The 17,066-nt window shown below is 63.1% G+C and carries 16 protein-coding genes; 10 read left to right on the top strand and 6 right to left on the bottom strand.

The annotated features are described in order from the left end of the window. Positions 1-33 precede the first annotated feature (33 nt). Complete coding sequence (locus tag H7688_RS10975; protein ID WP_183361152.1) at positions 34-507, top strand: phosphate-starvation-inducible PsiE family protein; 474 nt, start codon at positions 34-36, stop codon at positions 505-507. A gap of 77 nt (positions 508-584) precedes the next feature. Here the strand turns inward: H7688_RS10975 and H7688_RS10980 are convergent, their stop codons facing one another. From H7688_RS10980 to H7688_RS11000, 5 genes are all read right to left on the bottom strand, one after another. Continuing rightward, positions 585-791: a hypothetical protein gene (locus H7688_RS10980; RefSeq protein ID WP_183361153.1), complete on the bottom strand. Its 207-nt coding sequence runs from the start codon at positions 789-791 to the stop codon at positions 585-587. A 181-nt stretch (positions 792-972) separates the two neighbouring features. Next, positions 973-1,110, bottom strand: a complete 138-nt coding sequence (locus H7688_RS10985) for a hypothetical protein (protein WP_183361154.1) — start codon at positions 1,108-1,110, stop codon at positions 973-975. A gap of 391 nt (positions 1,111-1,501) precedes the next feature. Continuing rightward, complete coding sequence (locus H7688_RS10990) at positions 1,502-2,491, bottom strand: zinc-dependent alcohol dehydrogenase family protein (protein ID WP_246329786.1); 990 nt, start codon at positions 2,489-2,491, stop codon at positions 1,502-1,504. 133 nt (positions 2,492-2,624) lie between these two features. After that, positions 2,625-3,341, bottom strand: a complete 717-nt coding sequence (locus tag H7688_RS10995; protein WP_183361156.1) for an LrgB family protein — start codon at positions 3,339-3,341, stop codon at positions 2,625-2,627. After that, entirely contained in the window at positions 3,331-3,744 is a 414-nt protein-coding gene (locus tag H7688_RS11000) for a CidA/LrgA family protein (protein WP_183361157.1), read from the bottom strand. The genes H7688_RS10995 and H7688_RS11000 overlap by 11 nt, the downstream gene beginning before the upstream one ends. Before the next feature lie 97 nt (positions 3,745-3,841). Here H7688_RS11000 and H7688_RS11005 point away from each other — a divergent pair, with 97 nt between their 5' ends. Beyond that, positions 3,842-4,714 carry a LysR family transcriptional regulator gene (locus H7688_RS11005; protein ID WP_183361158.1) on the top strand — a complete coding sequence of 291 codons (873 nt, stop codon included), beginning with the start codon at positions 3,842-3,844 and terminating at the stop codon, positions 4,712-4,714. Between the two features lie 86 nt (positions 4,715-4,800). Next, positions 4,801-5,286, top strand: coding sequence for a DUF3124 domain-containing protein (locus tag H7688_RS11010; RefSeq protein ID WP_183361159.1), 486 nt, complete (start codon positions 4,801-4,803; stop codon positions 5,284-5,286). Between the two features lie 257 nt (positions 5,287-5,543). On the opposite strand, the gene lon is transcribed toward H7688_RS11010, so the two are convergent. Beyond that, positions 5,544-7,982, bottom strand: coding sequence for an endopeptidase La (gene lon / locus H7688_RS11015; RefSeq protein ID WP_183361160.1), 2,439 nt, complete (start codon positions 7,980-7,982; stop codon positions 5,544-5,546). Between the two features lie 231 nt (positions 7,983-8,213). Here lon and H7688_RS11020 point away from each other — a divergent pair, with 231 nt between their 5' ends. The 7 genes from H7688_RS11020 to fusA all read left to right on the top strand — a co-directional run bounded on the left by H7688_RS11020 (position 8,214) and on the right by fusA (position 16,987). Continuing rightward, positions 8,214-8,921 (top strand): response regulator transcription factor, encoded by a 708-nt coding sequence (locus tag H7688_RS11020; protein WP_198424487.1) that lies wholly within the window; start codon positions 8,214-8,216, stop codon positions 8,919-8,921. A gap of 125 nt (positions 8,922-9,046) precedes the next feature. After that, positions 9,047-10,249, top strand: coding sequence for a macrolide transporter subunit MacA (macA, locus tag H7688_RS11025; RefSeq protein WP_183361162.1), 1,203 nt, complete (start codon positions 9,047-9,049; stop codon positions 10,247-10,249). A gap of 2 nt (positions 10,250-10,251) precedes the next feature. After that, positions 10,252-12,210 carry a MacB family efflux pump subunit gene (locus H7688_RS11030; RefSeq protein WP_183361163.1) on the top strand — a complete coding sequence of 653 codons (1,959 nt, stop codon included), beginning with the start codon at positions 10,252-10,254 and terminating at the stop codon, positions 12,208-12,210. A gap of 95 nt (positions 12,211-12,305) precedes the next feature. Beyond that, entirely contained in the window at positions 12,306-13,769 is a 1,464-nt protein-coding gene (locus H7688_RS11035; RefSeq protein ID WP_246329787.1) for an efflux transporter outer membrane subunit, read from the top strand. 316 nt (positions 13,770-14,085) lie between these two features. Beyond that, a complete protein-coding gene (locus H7688_RS11040; protein WP_246329788.1) occupies positions 14,086-14,340 on the top strand; it encodes a hypothetical protein in 255 nt (84 codons plus the stop codon). A 12-nt stretch (positions 14,341-14,352) separates the two neighbouring features. Beyond that, positions 14,353-14,658: a phasin family protein gene (locus tag H7688_RS11045; protein ID WP_183361165.1), complete on the top strand. Its 306-nt coding sequence runs from the start codon at positions 14,353-14,355 to the stop codon at positions 14,656-14,658. 193 nt (positions 14,659-14,851) lie between these two features. Further along, positions 14,852-16,987 (top strand): elongation factor G, encoded by a 2,136-nt coding sequence (gene fusA / locus H7688_RS11050; RefSeq protein ID WP_183361166.1) that lies wholly within the window; start codon positions 14,852-14,854, stop codon positions 16,985-16,987. The last annotated feature ends 79 nt before the right edge of the window (positions 16,988-17,066 follow it).

Consider the following 17,066-nt stretch of genomic DNA (forward strand, 5'->3'; position numbering starts at 1 on the left):
CCCATGACTTATTAATGCTACGGAGACAAACGCATGCTGCCGGTGATAAAGAGTTTCGAGAAGATCATTGTCCGGGTTCTCGTAGTAATGATGATATTTGTTCTGCTCCTTGCTACAGTCGAACTCGCATGGGTAATCATTAAGGATGTCATTACGCCACCGACATTTTTGTTGGAAATTGACGAACTGCTCGATATCTTCGGACTCTTCATGCTGGTGTTGATCGGCATCGAGCTCTTGGATACCATCGCCAAGACCTACATGGGCGAAGCGACTGACCACGCCCAGATCGTCATGGCAGTCGCAATTATCGCAATCGCGCGGAAGGTCATCATCCTCGACGTCAAAGACCTGTCAGGCCTGGCGTTATTGGGCATTGCCGCCATCATCCTGGCCCTCTCCATCGGGTATTATCTGATCACGCGTAAAACTGCCGCGGCCAATGCGGGCACGCACGATCCGACGACGAACGAAATCCACCCGGACGACAGTGGTCACTGCCAATAAAAAAGGACCGGTTCCTCACGGCTCCGGTCCCTGTCAGTCAGGACGGTTCTCTTGATCCGCCCCCGTTTAAATGATCGCTAGTCGCAGGACAGCAGGTTCCCCTCCAGGTCGGTCGGCAGGCAGACGTTTCTGGCAGCATTGGCCCGGCCGCCGCAGGTTTCGCAGCGCACCTTGGGCTGGTTGGTGACATCCCTGAGAATCTCCCACTCTTCCTGACTCTCCAACTCGCACAGGTGACCTCTGTGCTCCTGACTGCTGCATCCTTTATCCGTTTCCTGTGCCACGTTGTTTCCTCCCCCGTTTGCGTACCATCCCGATGCCGGTGCGCCGCTTGCCGCGCCGCGCGATCCCAAGCCTTGCTAACCCTATCGGCAGGATGGGGCACGACATGAAGGACAATGCGTGTCGTGCCAAGCAGGCCGGCGAGGGGGCGCGTACCCTCTGCCCTCCCTCGCCGCTGCCCCTTTAGCGCGGGCGCCGGTCGTCCTTGACCGGTACCGGCACCGGACACTGTGGCGGGAACATCGCGGGGATCAGGTCCTCCATCCACTCCCGTATGCGGTCCCTGATTCTTGATCCCAATCCTTTCCAGGTCGTTGTCATTATCGTTCTCCTCTTGCCCCAAGGGGGGCTCTGGAAACCGTCCTTGGTACGAGCCGTCGTCGCCAGCGTGCCATCCGCTCCAGGCGGGCGATGCACTCCTCCGTGGGAGGATGGTTTTATGGCGTTACCTCCGACGTTGGAGTTCCGCCGGGGTAACGAAAAAGACCTTTACCCCGGCGTGATGCCTGGATAAAGGTCTTGTTGGCAGGTTTGCCCCGGTCCCGGGCTGTTAGCCGTATTGACGAGATCCGGGTCGGTCTTTTCAGGTGACCGTCAACTACTCCCCTTTATGCTTCGTAACCAATGTAATAACTTAGATTGCTCTCTGTCAAGAGGAACCGGAAAAGCGCCTGAAAGCCCCGGATGCCTGGCTGTGCCTGTTCCGCTCGTATCAGATACTGTTCTGATCCACCACCAGCACACCAGCCCCCTTCACCCGTCCGCCTTTCAGGTCAGCAAGCGCCTCATTGGCGGCTTCAAGCGGGTAGAGCTGCACTTCGGTACGCACCGGCACCCGGGGGGCGATCTCCAGGAACTCCTCGCCGTCCCTGCGGGTCAGGTTGGCGACGGAGCGCAGCACGCGCTCGCCCCAGAGGAGGTGGTACGGAAAGCTGGGGATGTCGCTCATGTGGATGCCGGCGCAGACGACGGTTCCACCCTTGCGTACGGCCTTTAGCGCCGCGGGGACCAGTTCTCCCGCAGGGGCGAAGATGATGGCGGCGTCCAGTGTCTCGGGCGGGAGCTGGTCGGAGGCTCCGACCCAGACGGCGCCCAACTGGCGCGCGAACTGCTGTCCCTCGTAGTCCCCCGCGCGGGTGAAGGCATAGACCTCGCGTCCCTGCCAGCGCGCCACTTGGATGATGATGTGAGCCGCGGCTCCGAAGCCGTAGATCCCGAGCCGCCGGGCCTCGCCGGTCATGCGCAGCGATCGGTACCCGATAAGCCCCGCGCAGAGAAGCGGCGCCGCCTGCAGGTCCCCGAACCCTTCGGGAAGCGCGAAACAGAAGCGCTGGTCGGCGACGGCGTACTCGGCATAGCCGCCGTCCAGGTGGTAGCCGGTGAAGCGGGCCTGGTCGCAGAGATTTTCTCGTCCATCGTTGCAGTCCGGGCAATGGCCGCAGGTGGAGCCGAGCCACGGCACGCCGACCCTGTCTCCCGGTTTGAACTGGGTGACACCGCTCCCCGAGGTCACCACCCGCCCCACGATCTGGTGCCCTGGCACCAGCGGCAGCTTGGGCTCGGTCAGTTCACCGTCCAGGATGTGCAGATCGGTGCGGCAAATGGCGCAGGCGGCAACCTTAATGAGCAGCTGCCCGGGACCGGGCGCGGGGATCGGCAGATCTTTGAGCTGCAAGGGCGATCCCGAATGCTGCAGTACCATGGCTCTCATCGTCACTCTGCTCCCTTCTCATGCCTTGGGGGGCTTTCCACCCCCCAGATTCATTAATCTAACGTCTAAATGAGAAAGAAGCAAGGGGCGGGGATCCTGTCGCGAGCCTTGGGCTTAAGCTGATTTACCATGAATGAAGTGCGGATGAGACCACGTGGGCGAGCAGCGGGGCGCTGAGGACGTTGAGCAGGCCGACCAGGACCATGACCAGGCCGGCGATGGCACCTACCTCGCTGTCGATCTGGTGCGCCTTCGCAGTGCCGGCACCGTGGGCCCCCATACCGAGCAGTGCCCCGCGGGCCAGCGCCGAACGGAAGGGGAGGCAGTTGAGCAGGAGCTCCCCGATGGTTGCACCGAGAACGCCGGTGATGACCACGAAGACGGAGGTGAGCGCGGGAACTCCCCCGATATCACCGGAAACCGTCATGGCAAAGGGGGTGCTCATGGAGCGCGGCAAGAGGCTCAGGCACAAGGTGGCGTCGAGCCCGAAGAGCTTGGAGAGGAGCCAGGACGAGATGACGGCAGTACAACTGCCGGCGACGACCCCAATGAGCAGGAGCATCCAGTGACGGCGGATCAGCACGCGCTGCTCGTAAATGGGAATGGCAAACGCCACGGTCGCCGGCCCCAAAAGCATCATGAGCCAGTGCGTCCCGCGGATGTACTCGGCATACCGGACGTGGCCGATCAGGGCGACAGCGATGAGCAGTACCGGGGTGAAGACGAGCGGCGAGGTGAAAAGGCTCGGGCGGCGCGCGTTCAGGAATTTCCCCAAAGCGTAGAGGGCCACGGTCAAAAGGGACCAGAAAACTGCGTGAATCAGCAGCTCATCACACCACATCGCATTTCTCCCCACGGTTTACCCACCGATAGCACAGATCGATTGCCGCACCCGTCACCACCATGATGGTGATCGTCCCGAAGAGGATCACCGCCAGGATCTTCAGTCCCAGCATGCCGAGCAGTTCGGGATGATCGAGCACCGCCAGAACCGCCGGGATGAAGAAGAGGAGCATTTCGGCCAAAAACCACTGGGCTCCGCGGCGCACGGTGAGGATGTTCAACCGCCGGGTAGCCAGCAGCAAGAGTACGATGAACAGGCCAAGTACCGGGCCCGGGATCATCAGGTGGGTGGTGCGCGCGATCCCTTCGCCCGCTGCCCAAAACAGCAGGATCAGGGCGATTTGGAACAAGCGGCTGGAGCGCAAGGTCCTCCAGAAGGTGGTGCGTAGATACCTGGTCATGTGTCTCTCCCGTTTCCGATGTTTGAATCATAGGTTGTTCTGTGATATTCGTAAAATGAAGTTTTCGACTCAAACCGATTCTGATCAGGAATAGTGTATGGAGATGCGGACCTTACGGACCTTCGTCGAGGTGGTGCGGCAGGGAGGATTTTCCCGGGCGGCCAAGACGGTCTTCGTCACCCAGTCCACGGTGAGCAAGGCGGTCAAGCAGCTCGAGGACGAGCTGGGGCTGCAGCTTTTGGACCGGATCGGGACGAACGTGAAGCTGACTGCTGCCGGCGAGATCGTCTACCGCCGTGCGCTGACCATCCTGGCGCAGGGGGACGACCTGAAGGCGGAACTCGAGGAGTTGCGTGGCCTGAAGGGGGGCGTCTTGCGCCTGGGGGTGCCGCTCATCGGCAGCAACACGCTTTTTGCCCACCGGTTCGCCGCCTATCGGACCCGCTACCCGGGAATCGAGCTGCAGCTCATGGAACATGGCAGCAAGCGGCTCGAGGAGTTGGTGCTGGCAGGGGAGCTGGACCTGGCGGCGACACTGTTGCCCGTCGGCGAGGAGTTCGAGTGGCAGGAGGTCTGGCGCGAGCCGATCGACGTGCTGCTTCCCGTGGAGCACCCTTTGGCTGCCTCAGACAAACTGGCGTTCAGGCAGCTTAAGGAGCTCCCCTTCATCCTCTACGGTCCGGGCTTCGCGCTGAACCAGATGATTATCGACGCCTGCCGGGAGAGCGGCTTTACCCCAAAGGTCTCAGCACAGTCGAGCCAGGTCGATTTCGTGATCGAGTTGGTGGCTACCCGCCTGGGGGTGGCGCTTTTGCCGCGCATGATCGCGGAGCAGCGGCCGCATCCCTTGACCCGGCGGGTTCCGGTCGAACAGCCGGCGCTCTTCTGGCACCTGGCGCTCATCTGGCGGCGTGGCGGCTACCTCTCGCCGGCTGCCCAGGCCTGGCTGGCGTTGGCTGCGGAAGGCTGAACGACGAAAAGCTTCAGTTTGGGGACTGGCTCTGCAGGTGTCAGTTCCTTCGCGAACGTGAACAAGACCGACAAGGAGGCTGTACCATGAAACAGAAATTTCCCGCGCTGATCGCTCTTATCCTGTTCGTTGCCGTGTCGCTCGTTGTTGCCGCGGCCCCGGCAAATGCGGCGCCGGAGTACCGGCTTTCCAAGGGGCAGACCGTGTACGTGCCGGTCTATTCCAACGTCTTCAGCGGTCCGAAGAAACGCCCCTTCCAGCTTGCCGCCACGCTGAGCATCAGGAACACCGATCCGGGTGCGCCCTTCAGGATCACCGCCATCGACTACTACGACACCAACGGCAAGCTGGTGCGCCGCTACCGCACCGGTGCGCTGAATCTGGGGCCGCTGGCCTCGGCGGATTTCCACATCGACGAGAAGGATGTGGCGGGTGGCTTCGGTGCGAACTTCATCGTTCGGTGGGATGCGGATCGCGCTATCAACACCCCGATCATCGAGTGTGTCATGATCGGAACGGCATCGGGGCAAGGGATCTCGTTTGTGAGCCCGGGGCAGGAGATCAAGGAGTAGTAAGCAGGGAAGGGCTCAATGGCAGCTGGAAGGTAAGGGCCGGTGGGGGCATAGGGGAACCTTCTTAGGGGGAAGTGCTTCCGCGAGTTCCGGGTGCTTGGATGCGGTCGCTAGGTAGCTCTACGGGCAGCCCCACGTTCTCCCCTTTGCGAAGGGGAGACAGAGGGGGTTTGGTTTTAATTAAAAAAAGGGGACAGGCACCTTGCGGAGCCAGTCCCTTTTTTGTTGTCAGCCACTTGAGATGCTGCCCCTGCTTGTCAGGCCGCTTTCGGTTTTGCCTTCACCTTCTGAACCGGTTCGCCAAAGGCCACCTTGTACACGTCCTGGTACTCGCTGGCGAAGTGTACCTCGATTCCCTCCTGCAGATAATCGGGCAGCTCGGCGAAATCTTTTCGGTTCGCCTCGGGGAAGATGAGCACGTTCAATCCGGCGCGGCGGGCGGCGATGGTCTTCTCCTTTACCCCGCCGATGGGGAGCACCCGACCGGTAAGCGTCAACTCGCCGGTCATGCCGAGCTTGGCGCGCACCGGCTTGCCGCGCATCATCGAGATGAGTGCGGTGGCCATGGTGACCCCGGCGGAGGGGCCGTCCTTCGGGGTGGCACCGGCCGGCACGTGCAGGTGCACGAAATGGGTGTCGAAGAAATCTTCGGCAACACCGTACTCCTTCAGGTGCGCCATGACGAAGGAGTAGGCAATCTCGGAGCTCTCCACCATGACGTTGCCGAGCTGCCCGGTCTGGCGGAACCCTTTACCCTTGCTCGGCATCGCCGCCGCTTCGATGGGAAGTGTCGCGCCACCCATGCTGGTCCAGGCAAGCCCGGTGACGACACCAGCCACGTTCTGGAAGATCTCCTCGGTCACGAACACCGGCTGTCCCAGGTAACCGGCGAGATCCTTCTTGCCGATCACCACCGGCTCGGTGCGCCCGGAGGCGAATTCGAGCGCCGCCTTGCGCATCAGCCTCTTGATCCGGTTTTCCAGGTTTCTGACCCCTGCCTCGCGCGCCCAGCCGTCGATAAGCGCGGCGAGCGCCTCTTTCTTGATGGTCACCTGTCCGGGCTTCAGCCCCGCGTTCTTCGTAGCCTTGGGTATCAGGTAGCGCTTGGCGATCTCCATTTTTTCCTCGAGCACGTACCCCGAAAGCCGGATGATCTCCATGCGGTCCAAGAGCGGCGCCGGTATGGTGTCCAGCTGGTTCGCCGTGGCGATGAAGAGCACGTTGGAAAGGTCGAAGGGGACGTCCAGGTAGTGATCCCGGAAGGTGGCGTTCTGCTCCGGATCGAGGACCTCGAGGAGTGCGGAGGCCGGGTCACCCTGGAAGGAGGCACCCACCTTGTCGATCTCGTCCAGCATGAGCACCGGGTTCGCCGTCGCTGCGCTCTTCATGGCCTGGATGAACTTGCCGGGCATGGCGCCGATGTAGGTGCGCCGGTGCCCCTTGATCTCGGCCTCGTCGCGCATGCCGCCCAGCGAGAAGCGGTAGAAACTGCGCCCCAGGGCGTCTGCGATGCTCCGACCGATGGAGGTCTTGCCGACACCCGGCGGCCCCACCAGGCAGAGGATCGACCCCGAGATATTCCCCTTCAGTTTCCCTACCGCGATGAACTCGACGATGCGGTCCTTCACATCCGAGAGCCCGTGGTGGTCGCGGTCCAGGATGCGCCGCGCCTTGTCCAGGTTGTAGGAATCCTTGCTGAAGCTCCCCCAGGGAAGCACTGTGAGCCAGTCCAGGTAGTTGCGGGTCACGTGGTATTCGGGGGAAGAGGGCTCCAAGAGCCGGAACTTCTCGACCTCCTCGGTGACCGCCCGGCTCGCCTCCGGGTTCAAGGTGAGCTTCTTGAGGCGCTCCTCGAACTTCTCGATCTCCGCAGTCTTCCCTTCCTTCTCCAGCCCCAGTTCCTTTTTGATCGCCTTCAGCTGCTCGCGCAGGAAGAACTCGCGCTGCTGCTCGCTGATCTTCTCTTCGATCTGCTTGGTGATCTTGGTCTGCAGCCGGGAGACCTCCAGTTCCTTTTTGAGGAGGATCAGCACGAGGTCGATGCGCTTGCGGACGTCCAGCGCTTCCAGTACCTGCTGCAGTTCCTGGCCGTCGGCCGAGGTGAGGTTCGCCGCGAAGTCGGCCAGGCGCCCCGGATCGTCCAGGCTGGAGCGGCTCAGGAAGAGCTTGATCTCTTCGGTGTAGAGCGGGTTGATCTGGACCAGCTCCTTCAGGGTGGAAAGGACCGCCATCGAGTAGGCCTTCAGCTCCTCGTTCACCGAGAGTTCCGGCGCGTACTCGTAACGCACCCGGGCGAAGTAGGCTCCGGACAGGTCGGTCACCTCCTCGATGCTGAAGCGCTCCAGCGTGTTCACCAGGAAGTGGATGTTCTCCTCGTCCTGGTGGATCACCTTTACTACCTTGCCGACCACCCCCACGCGGTGCAGGTTCTCCAGCCCGTCGGGACGGGACGGATCGCGCACCAGCACGAGTCCCAGCGCGTGGGAGGGGTTCTCCAGGGCGCGCTGCACCGCGGTTTTCTGGTGGGGATCGCTGACCGCCATCGGAAAGAGGAGATTCGGGAAGGCCGGTCGCGGCTTGATCGGGATGATGGGAAGGCTTGGCGGCAGCACCTCGGAGGCGAGCACCAGCCCGCCGCTTTCCTCGCTGTCAGGCTTGCCGTTGTATTCGACATCTATGGTGGGCTGTTCACTCATGTTCAGGCTCCCGTAGTTGTTTTCATGAAACCTAAGCATCCACCCCTGCGTTGTCAACCGGGGGCGGGCTGCGCCTGACCTTGCCGTCCGAACCTGGCCCCCTGAAGGAAAGCCTGCGCCAGTCCTCGCTCCAACCACCGAAAACTACTTAAAACTTCTTTACAACTCTTAACAGTTGCCTATACCAGCTTGGGCTATACTCGCCCACAAATAATGAAATCGGGGGATGTCGTGGCAAAAAAGATCCTGCTTATCGATGACGATGCCGGCCTGTGTCAGCTGCTGGAGGGCTACCTGGGGAGCGAAGATTTCGAGGTGGACACCGTCCATGACGGAAACGCAGGGGCGCTCGCAGCGCTTGAGGGTGATTACGCAGCGGTGATCCTCGACGTGATGCTGCCGGGGCTGAACGGCTTCGAGGTGCTGCGCAAGCTGCGGCAGTGCTCCGAGGTCCCGGTTCTCATGCTGACGGCGCGGGGCGAGGAGGTGGACAGGATCGTGGGGCTCGAGCTTGGGGCTGACGACTACCTCTGCAAGCCGTTCAACCCCCGCGAATTGATCGCCAGGCTGCGTGCCATCCAGCGGCGCAGCGGGATCCCCGCCCACGAGTCGCGACCCGGTACCCTGGTGGTGGGGGACGTCGCCATGAACCTGGGGACACGTTCGCTCTACTGTTCGGGCGAAGCGGTGGAGCTCACCTCTTCGGAGTTTTCGGTACTGGAGGTGCTGCTGCGCATGGCAGGAAACGTGGTGACCCGCGAGGATCTGACCCGCCAGGCGCTGGGGCGCGAGTTCCGCAGTTTCGACCGGAGCGTGGACGTCCACGTGAGCGGCCTGCGCAAGAAACTCGGCACGTCGACGGACGGTGGCGACAGGATCAAATCGGTGCGCGGGGTGGGCTACCTCTACGGGTATTCGTCGGAATGGCAAAGCCAGTAAAGCGTCTCACCACAGGGGAACACGGAGGGGAAAACCGAGGAACGGCAGGAAGGGGAAAACCTGGATGCCGGAGGCGGAAACCCCTCAGGCTTTGAAGGATGATGGAACAAGGATCAGGAGAAACAATGAAGTTTTCTGGCAGGAAGATTGTCGTGGCACTGGTCGTTTTGCTGGTCCTGGGAGGTGCGGGGCTGGCGGCTCAGAAGGGGTTCAGCAAGCCGAAGCCGACGTACCTGACGGCGCCGGCGACGACCATGGATCTGGAAGAAAGTGTCCTGGCAAGCGGCACTCTGAAGGCGTTCAAGACGGTTGCGGTGGGTGCCCAGGTCTCCGGGCAGTTAAAGACCTTACACGTGGCGCTGGGTGACAAGGTGAAAAAGGGGCAGCTCCTGGCCGAGATCGACCCGGTGCTGCAGCAGAACACGCTGAAAGACGCCGAGGCCCAGGTGGAGAACCTGAAGGCCCAGCGTCGCTCCAAGGAGGAGCTCTTGAAGCAGTACCGGCTCGCCTTCCAGCGCCAAAGCCAGCTGGTGGCAAAGGACGCCGGACCACGCGCCGACCTGGAGAGCGCCCAGGCCCAACTGGAGAGCACCCGCTACGAGATCGCGGCGCTGGATGCCCAGTTGAAGAAGGCGATCATCGCCGTGGACACCGCCCGGGCCAACCTGGGCTACACCCGGATCAACGCACCGATCGACGGGGTGGTGATCTCCATCGACACCGAGGAGGGGCAAACGGTGGTCTCCACCCAGTCCGCCACCACCATCCTCACCCTGGCAAACCTGGACACCATGACGGTCAAGGCCAAGATCTCGGAGGCCGACGTCACCAAGGTAAAGCCGGGGCTCACCACCTACTTCACCCTTCTCGGGGATGCCGACCGGCGCTACTATGGCAAGCTGCGGGCCATCGAGCCGGGGCCGGTTTCCTCGAGCACCGGCAGCAGCTCGACCAGCAGCTCCAGTACCAGCTCTGGCAGCTCGGCGATCTACTACTACGGGCTGTTCGAGGTCCCCAACGCCGAGAATCGGCTCAAGGTTTCCATGACCGCCCAGGTCGCCGTCATCCTGAACCAGGCGAAACAGGCTCTCTGCATCCCGGTCGCCGCGCTCACCGAAAAGCGTAACGACGGACAGGCGACGGTCCAGGTGCTCAGGGGCGCGCAGGTGGAACGGCGCAGTATCCGTACCGGCATCGGCAACAACGTCCAGGTGCAGGTGCTGGAGGGGCTCAAGGCCGGCGAGAAGGTCGTAGTGGGCGACAGCTCCAGCGTCCCGGAAACGACCGCGAGTTCCGGCCAGATGCCACCTCCGGGCGGGAGGCGCTAGCCATGGGTCGGCCGCTTTTGGAGCTCAACGGGCTGGGGCGACGCTTTGCCACCGGCGAGCAGGAGATCGCCGTCCTCAAGGAGGTAAACCTTACCATCAACGCCGGGGAGCTGGTCGCCATCATCGGGGCCTCGGGTTCCGGCAAGTCCACCCTGATGAACATCCTGGGGTGCCTGGATCGCCCCAGCGAGGGGAGTTACCGGATCAATGGCGAGCAGACCGGCACCCTCTCCGGAGACGAGCTGGCCCGCCTCAGGCGCGAGTACTTCGGCTTCATCTTCCAGCGCTACCACCTGATGCCGCATCTCTCTGCCACCCAGAATGCCGAGATCCCGGCGGTCTACGCGGGAGTACCCAAGGAGGAGCGTCGGTCGCGCGCCCGGGAAATTCTGTGCCGGCTCGGGCTCGAGGAGCGCTGCGAGCACCGCCCCAACCAGCTCTCCGGCGGACAGCAGCAGCGGGTGAGTATCGCCCGAGCCCTCATGAACGGTGGCGAGGTGATCCTGGCGGACGAGCCGACCGGCGCCCTGGACAGCAAGAGCGGCCAGGAGATGATGGCGCTGCTTCATGAGCTGCACGATGCCGGGCACACCATCATCCTGGTGACCCACGACGCGCAGGTGGCGAGCCACGCGGAGCGGATCATCGAGATCAGCGACGGCCGGATCGTATCAGATCGACCGAACCCCGCGGCCGCGCCCCGGCAGTCCCGCCAGCCGCTGGACAAGGCTCCGGTGCGCAGGGAGGCATCGCTGTTTGCGGCGACCTGGGGGCGCTTTGCCGAGGCCTTCAAAATGGCACTCATCGCCATGGCCAGCCACCGGATGCGCACCCTCTTGACCATGCTGGGGATCGTGATCGGGATCACTTCGGTGGTCTCGGTGGTCGCACTGGGGCAGGGGGCGCGCCAGAAGGTCATCAACGACATCTCGGCCATGGGGACCAACGTGATCGACATCAGCCCCGGCAAGGATTGGGGCGACGAGGACGCTGCCAGCATCCAGACCCTGGTCCTTGCGGACCTGGAGGCGCTGAAGGTGCAGGTCTACGTGGACAGCGCGACTCCGGTGCTAAGCGACAGCCAGCTCTTGCGCTACCACAACGTGACGGCCAGCGCCCAGGTAAAGGGGGTAGGGGAGCAGTACTTCCGGGTGCGCGGCTACGAGTTCGAGAAGGGCTCCGGCTTCAGTGCTGAGGATGCCCGGCTCCAGGCCCAGGTGGTGGTGATCGACAAGAACACCAGCAAGAAGTTCTTCGCCCAGGAGGAGCCGATCGGCAAGGTGCTCCTGGTGGGCTCGCTCCCCTGCCGCGTCATCGGGGTCACCAAGGAGAAGGAAGGGCCGTTCGGCAACAACCAGAACCTGGAGGTCTGGATCCCCTCCAGCGCCGCGATGGCCCGCCTGTTGGGTCAGCAGTACCTGAACTCCATAACGGTGCGGGTGCGGGACGGGATCTCCAACCAGATCGCCGAGCAGAGCATCGTCAAGCTCTTGACCCAGCGCCACGGGCGCAAGGACTTTTTCACCAGCAGCTCGGACACCATCATGAAGACGGTGAACAAGACCACCCAGACCCTGGCACTGATGATCTCGGCGATCGCGCTGATCTCGCTCGTGGTCGGGGGGATCGGGGTGATGAACATCATGCTGGTGTCGGTGACCGAAAGGACCCACGAGATCGGCATCCGCATGGCGGTGGGGGCACGGCAGGAAGACATCATGCAGCAGTTCCTCATCGAGTCGGTGCTGGTCTGCCTGGTGGGAGGGATGATCGGCATCCTGCTCTCCTACGGGGTCGGCACGGTCTTCTCGGTCTTCGTGAAGAGCTTTGCCATGAAGTTCTCCCTGGTCTCGGTGGTCTCCGCCTTTCTCTGTTCGACGTTAATCGGTGTCGTGTTCGGTTTTCTGCCGGCGCGCAACGCGGCACGGCTCGACCCTATCGACGCGCTGGCCAGGGAGTAGGTGAGCCTATGAAAATATCTTTTATCGATACCTCCAGCTGTGCACCAGAAGCTCTCCCTCTCCCCTTGCGGGAGAGGGTTGGGGTGAGGGGGAAGTTGAACCTTGGCAAGGCTCTTTCCGGTTGCGGCCGGGCGGCTTTCATCGGCCTGCTCCTTTCTGGCTCGCTGCTGCTTTCCGGCTGCGCGGGGCTCTTGCCGCGCAGCCAGTACAGTACCCCGGCATCGGCCGTGCCGCAAACCTGGCAGCAGCAGACGCCGACCGGCAGCGAGGTCGCCCTGAAGGACGGTTGGTGGCGCGACTTCAACGACCCGCAGTTAAGTGGCGTCATCGAGCGCGCCCTGACAAGCAACAACGACCTGGCGGCCGCTGCCATCAAGGTGCGCCGCGCCCGGCTCAACGCAAGCCTCACCGACACCAACCGAACTCCGTCGGTCAGCGTCTCGGGGAACTCGAGCCTGAACCATGACGTGAAGAGCGGCCAAGATACCCGGTCGAGCGGCGTGACCGGCACGGTGAGTTATGAACTCGACCTCTGGGGCAAGCTGGCGAGCGCCCGGGACGCCAGCCGGTTCGAGGCGGCGGCCACCGAGTTCGATCGTCAGGCGAGTGCCCTCACCCTCATCGGGACTACCGCTGCGGATTACTGGCAGATCGGCTACCTGAACGAGCGGATCGAAACGGCGCAGGCGAGCATCGCGTATGCGGAGCAGATCCTCGACCTGGTCAACGTGAAGTACGCAGCCGGCGCGGTGTCGGCGCAGGATCAGGTTCAGGCCCGTCAGACCATGGCCACCCAGCGCGCGGAGCTGACCCAGTTGCTGCAGCAGCGTACCGAGGCGCGTAACGCCCTCGCGCTCCTCTTCGATCAGGCACCCGAGCGGCAGGTTGCCGAGCCGACGAGGCTGCCGGACACTCCACTCCCTGAGGTGGCAGCCGGTCTTCCGGCCAGCGTGCTGGCCCAGCGCCCGGACCTGAAGGCGGCGGAACAGCGGCTCAGGAAATACCTCGCCACCGTCGATACCGCCCGCGCCAGCATTTATCCGAGCTTCACCCTGACCGGCTCGCTGGGGACCGCCAGTGCCACCCTTTTAAGCGTGCTGCAAAACCCCTACGGCACCCTGGGGGCCGGGATCACGCTCCCCTTCGTGCAGTGGAACACCATGAAGCTCAACGTGGAGATCGCAAAGACCGACTACGAGGATGCAGTGGTCAACTTCCGGCAGTTGCTCTACGTGGCGCTGGGCGACGTAGAGAACGCCCTTTCGGCGCGGGAGCGCTACGCCGAGCGGAACCGCCAGCTGGAGGAGTCGCTCGCCCTGGCGAAACGGGCTGAAGAACTGGCTGAGATCCGCTATCGTGCCGGCTCGACCGCGCTGCAGGCTTGGCTCGACACCCAGGAGAGCAGGCGCAGCGCCGAAAAGGCCCTCGCCGAGAACCGCCTGAACCGCCTGAAGAACCTGATGACGCTCTACCAGGCGCTGGGCGGCCCGGTGCCGAAGGAGAAGCAGGTTGAGGTTAAGGTTGAGGTTGAGAGGGAGGCACCACGCCAACCAAACTAGGCGCGTGCTGCCGGTGAAGGTTTGCCGGGTTGTGACGCTGTACCGGTTGGCAGCAAGGGTCTGCGAGCATTGGGTGGAGTGAAGAGGAGGCAGGTGCGCAGGAGTGCCGGCAGTTCCGGTTCGGGAAACGCCGTGGCCGGAGGTTGGGCGGTTATCCTGATCGACACATTATTCTACGCCAATGGTAGAGGCAAACGGGATATGATAAAGAAAAAAAGGTCGCCACGAGAGGGCCAGTGCCGGGGAACCGCCGACTGGTCGACCCGGCCTGTGCAGTATCACCCCCGGCATTCTGGCAGGACGAAGGGGATGGAACATGTGCAGCAAGTACCTGGATGAGCTTTACGACAGCACGTTCGAATCGGTCTACGAGGCGCTTGTCGAGATGGTCCGCAAGGATCCGCGGTGGGCGTTGCAACAGATACGGGGTATTCTGAAAAGCCTTTACGTACGGCAGGGCAATGACTGGAGCGGACGTGGCGTGGTCAGCGACACCGGCATCGACGCTTCCATAGCCGCCCATGAATCGATACTGGCCGACCTCGCGTCGCGGCCAGACCTCGACAGCTAAAAAGGAGTCACCATGAAAGACACACTTGAGCAGCTTTTCTATTTCGGAGTAGGGAGCATCCTGTTGGCCAAGGAGAAGATGGACAAGGCGACGGAGATGAGCCGCAGTTTCAAGGAACAGGGCGACCAGAAAGCTCGTGAGTTCTACGATGAAGCGGTAGCCAAGGGGAGCAGCGAGCGGAGCCAGTTCAAGGGGATGATCAAGGATCTGTTGAAGGAAGTGGTAGGTGACCTCGGTCTGGCCACCCACGCCGACATCGCCGCCCTGCGCGAAGAGATCGCCCTGCTGCGCCGGGAACAGGTGAAGTACGGCGACTAGGGACCAAGGTCTGATACTACAAGTCGCAAGACCGAGCCCTTGCCTGTCCCCCAAGCAAGGGCTCACCATTTATCACAATGAGGTACTCCCATCCGCCGAATTCATGATATAAGAACTGACTGGTACGACCGTAACGAGAAGACCCGTACCTCCTTTGTTGTTTCGCCCAGTCACCTGCAGCTTTTGTAGTTTGATGCGGCCCCCAACCCACCGCTTTTGCCATGGGGTCCGCAGGGGGAGAACGACCATCCAGCCTCTCGACCTCGACCAGATCAAAAACCTCCGCAATTTCGGCATTGTCTCCCACATCGACGCCGGCAAGACCACCGTTTCCGAGCGCATCCTCTTCTACTCGGGCGAGACCCACAAGATGGGGGAGGTGCACGACGGTCTGGCGGTGATGGACTGGATGCCCCAGGAACAGGAACGCGGCATCACCATTACCGCGAGTACCACGACCTGCCGCTGGCGTGACTGCCGACTCAACCTCATCGACACCCCCGGGCACATCGACTTCACCATCGAGGTGGAGCGCAGCATGCGGGTATTGGACGGCGCCATCGCCATCTTCAGCGCGGTGGAGGGGGTACAGCCGCAGAGCGAGCTGGTCTGGCGCCAGGCGGATCGCTACCGGGTCCCCCGGGTCTGCTTCATCAACAAGATCGACCGCATCGGCGCCGACTACCAGCAGGCCCTGCAGCAGGTGGTGGATAGGCTCAAGGCACGCCCGGTGCTCCTGCAGTTGCCGGCGGGGGTGGAGAACGCTTTCTCTGGGGTCATCGACCTTCTCAACGAAGAACTGGTGAGCTTCGAGGAGGGCGACCTGGGGAGGACCGTCCGGAGAGCTCCGGTACCAGAGGAGTATGAGGCCGAGGTCCGGGAGGCGCGTCTGAAACTCACCGAGGCGGCCGCCGATTTCGATGACGAGGTCATGGCCGATTTCCTGGATGGCAAGACGATTTCGGCAGATCGTCTGCGCGCGGCCCTCAGGCGCGGCACACTTTCCTGCGCCATCTTCCCGGTACTCCTCGGCTCGGCATTGCGCAACAAGGGGATCCAGCCGCTTCTGGACGCGGTCTGCGACTTCCTTCCTTCGCCCCAGGAGCTCCCCGCGCTGGTGGGGCGCCATCCGGAGACCGGGGTGAGCCAGGCGCTTGCCTGCGATCCGGCCGCGCCGCTGCAGGCGCTCGCCTTCAAGGTGATGGCCGAGGAGGGGCGCCGGCTTACCTACCTCAGGGTGTACAGCGGGACGCTGAAGCCGGGGGCGGCCCTTCTGAACAGCGCCCGGCGCGCCACCGAGCGGATCAAGCACATCTTCCACATCCACGCCCACAAGCGCGAGGAGATCCCCGAAGGGCGTGCCGGAGACATCGTCGCGGTCACCGGCTGCCAGGTCACCCTCACCGGCGACACGCTGAGCGACCCGGGACAACCGCTGCTGCTCGAGGGGCTTGAGGTCCCCGAACCGGTGGTCTCGCTGGCGGTGGAGGCGAAGGCGACGCATGACCGGGAGAACCTGTTGAGCTCGCTGGAGAAGTTCGGCTGGGAGGATCCCACCTTCAGGGTGCACGAGGACCCTGACACCGGGCAGACCATCCTCACCGGCATGGGCGAGTTGCACCTGGAGGTCATCCTGGACCGGCTACGCCGCGAGTACGGGGTGCAGGTGAAGACCGGCCGGCCCCGGGTGGTCTATCGCGAGACCCTGCGTCGGCAGGTGGAGCGGCGCGAGGTGTTCCACTGCGAGGCGGGAGACCGGCGTTCGGAGAACGCGGAGGTCCTGTTGCGGGTCGGTCCGCTGCCGCGCGGCAAGGGGGTGCGCATCCAGGTGCCGCCCGCCACGGGGCTGCTCACCGTTGAGCTAATGGCCACCGTGCGGCGCAGCCTGCAGCAGGGGTGCGAGGCCGGCTGCCGCACCGGGTATCCGCTCACCGATGTGAAGGTCGAGGTGCTGGAGATCCCCGTCGAGGGTGGAGTGCCGAGCGAAACCGCACTGTGGGGGGCGGCCCAGCGCGGGGTGATCCTGGCCGCCCGGGAGGCGGGACCGCTCTTACTGGAGCCGATCATGTCGCTCGAGCTGGAGCTTCCTAGCGAGCACCTGGGAAAGGTCCTGGGGTCCCTGCAGCAAAAGCGGGGGCGTGTCGAAGGGATGGAAGAGCGGGGAGCGGTCCAGGTGGTGCGGGCTACGGTCCCCTTGGCCGAGATGTTCGGTTACATGACCGAGCTGCGCAGCGCCACCAAGGGGCGCGGCAGCTACACCATGGAGTTCAAGGGGTTCGAGGAGGCTCCCACCGAGGTTCAGCAGGACTATGGCCTGCTCCCGGGCTGACCCGTTTTCGCCAGCCTCCTCATGAATTAGCTGGTGCAGGAACTCCTGTGGCGACTGGACTCACACCTTCTTATCAAGA

This window comes from Geomonas limicola (assembly GCF_014193675.1).
GTDB lineage: Bacteria > Desulfobacterota > Desulfuromonadia > Geobacterales > Geobacteraceae > Geomonas > Geomonas limicola.

Excerpts from the sequence above, each read along its gene's own strand:
- H7688_RS10990 (WP_246329786.1), bottom strand. The coding sequence starts at position 2,491 with ATGGTACTGCAGCATTCGGGATCGCCCTTGCAGCTCAAAGATCTGCCG.
- H7688_RS11010 (WP_183361159.1), top strand. The coding sequence starts at position 4,801 with ATGAAACAGAAATTTCCCGCGCTGATCGCTCTTATCCTGTTCGTTGCC.
- H7688_RS11005 (WP_183361158.1), top strand. The coding sequence starts at position 3,842 with ATGGAGATGCGGACCTTACGGACCTTCGTCGAGGTGGTGCGGCAGGGA.
- H7688_RS10995 (WP_183361156.1), bottom strand. The coding sequence starts at position 3,341 with ATGTGGTGTGATGAGCTGCTGATTCACGCAGTTTTCTGGTCCCTTTTG.
- H7688_RS10985 (WP_183361154.1), bottom strand. The coding sequence starts at position 1,110 with ATGACAACGACCTGGAAAGGATTGGGATCAAGAATCAGGGACCGCATA.
- H7688_RS11045 (WP_183361165.1), top strand. The coding sequence starts at position 14,353 with ATGAAAGACACACTTGAGCAGCTTTTCTATTTCGGAGTAGGGAGCATC.
- lon (WP_183361160.1), bottom strand. The coding sequence starts at position 7,982 with ATGAGTGAACAGCCCACCATAGATGTCGAATACAACGGCAAGCCTGAC.
- H7688_RS11040 (WP_246329788.1), top strand. The coding sequence starts at position 14,086 with ATGTGCAGCAAGTACCTGGATGAGCTTTACGACAGCACGTTCGAATCG.
- H7688_RS11030 (WP_183361163.1), top strand. The coding sequence starts at position 10,252 with ATGGGTCGGCCGCTTTTGGAGCTCAACGGGCTGGGGCGACGCTTTGCC.
- fusA (WP_183361166.1), top strand. The coding sequence starts at position 14,852 with ATGCGGCCCCCAACCCACCGCTTTTGCCATGGGGTCCGCAGGGGGAGA.
- macA (WP_183361162.1), top strand. The coding sequence starts at position 9,047 with ATGAAGTTTTCTGGCAGGAAGATTGTCGTGGCACTGGTCGTTTTGCTG.
- H7688_RS11000 (WP_183361157.1), bottom strand. The coding sequence starts at position 3,744 with ATGACCAGGTATCTACGCACCACCTTCTGGAGGACCTTGCGCTCCAGC.
- H7688_RS10975 (WP_183361152.1), top strand. The coding sequence starts at position 34 with ATGCTGCCGGTGATAAAGAGTTTCGAGAAGATCATTGTCCGGGTTCTC.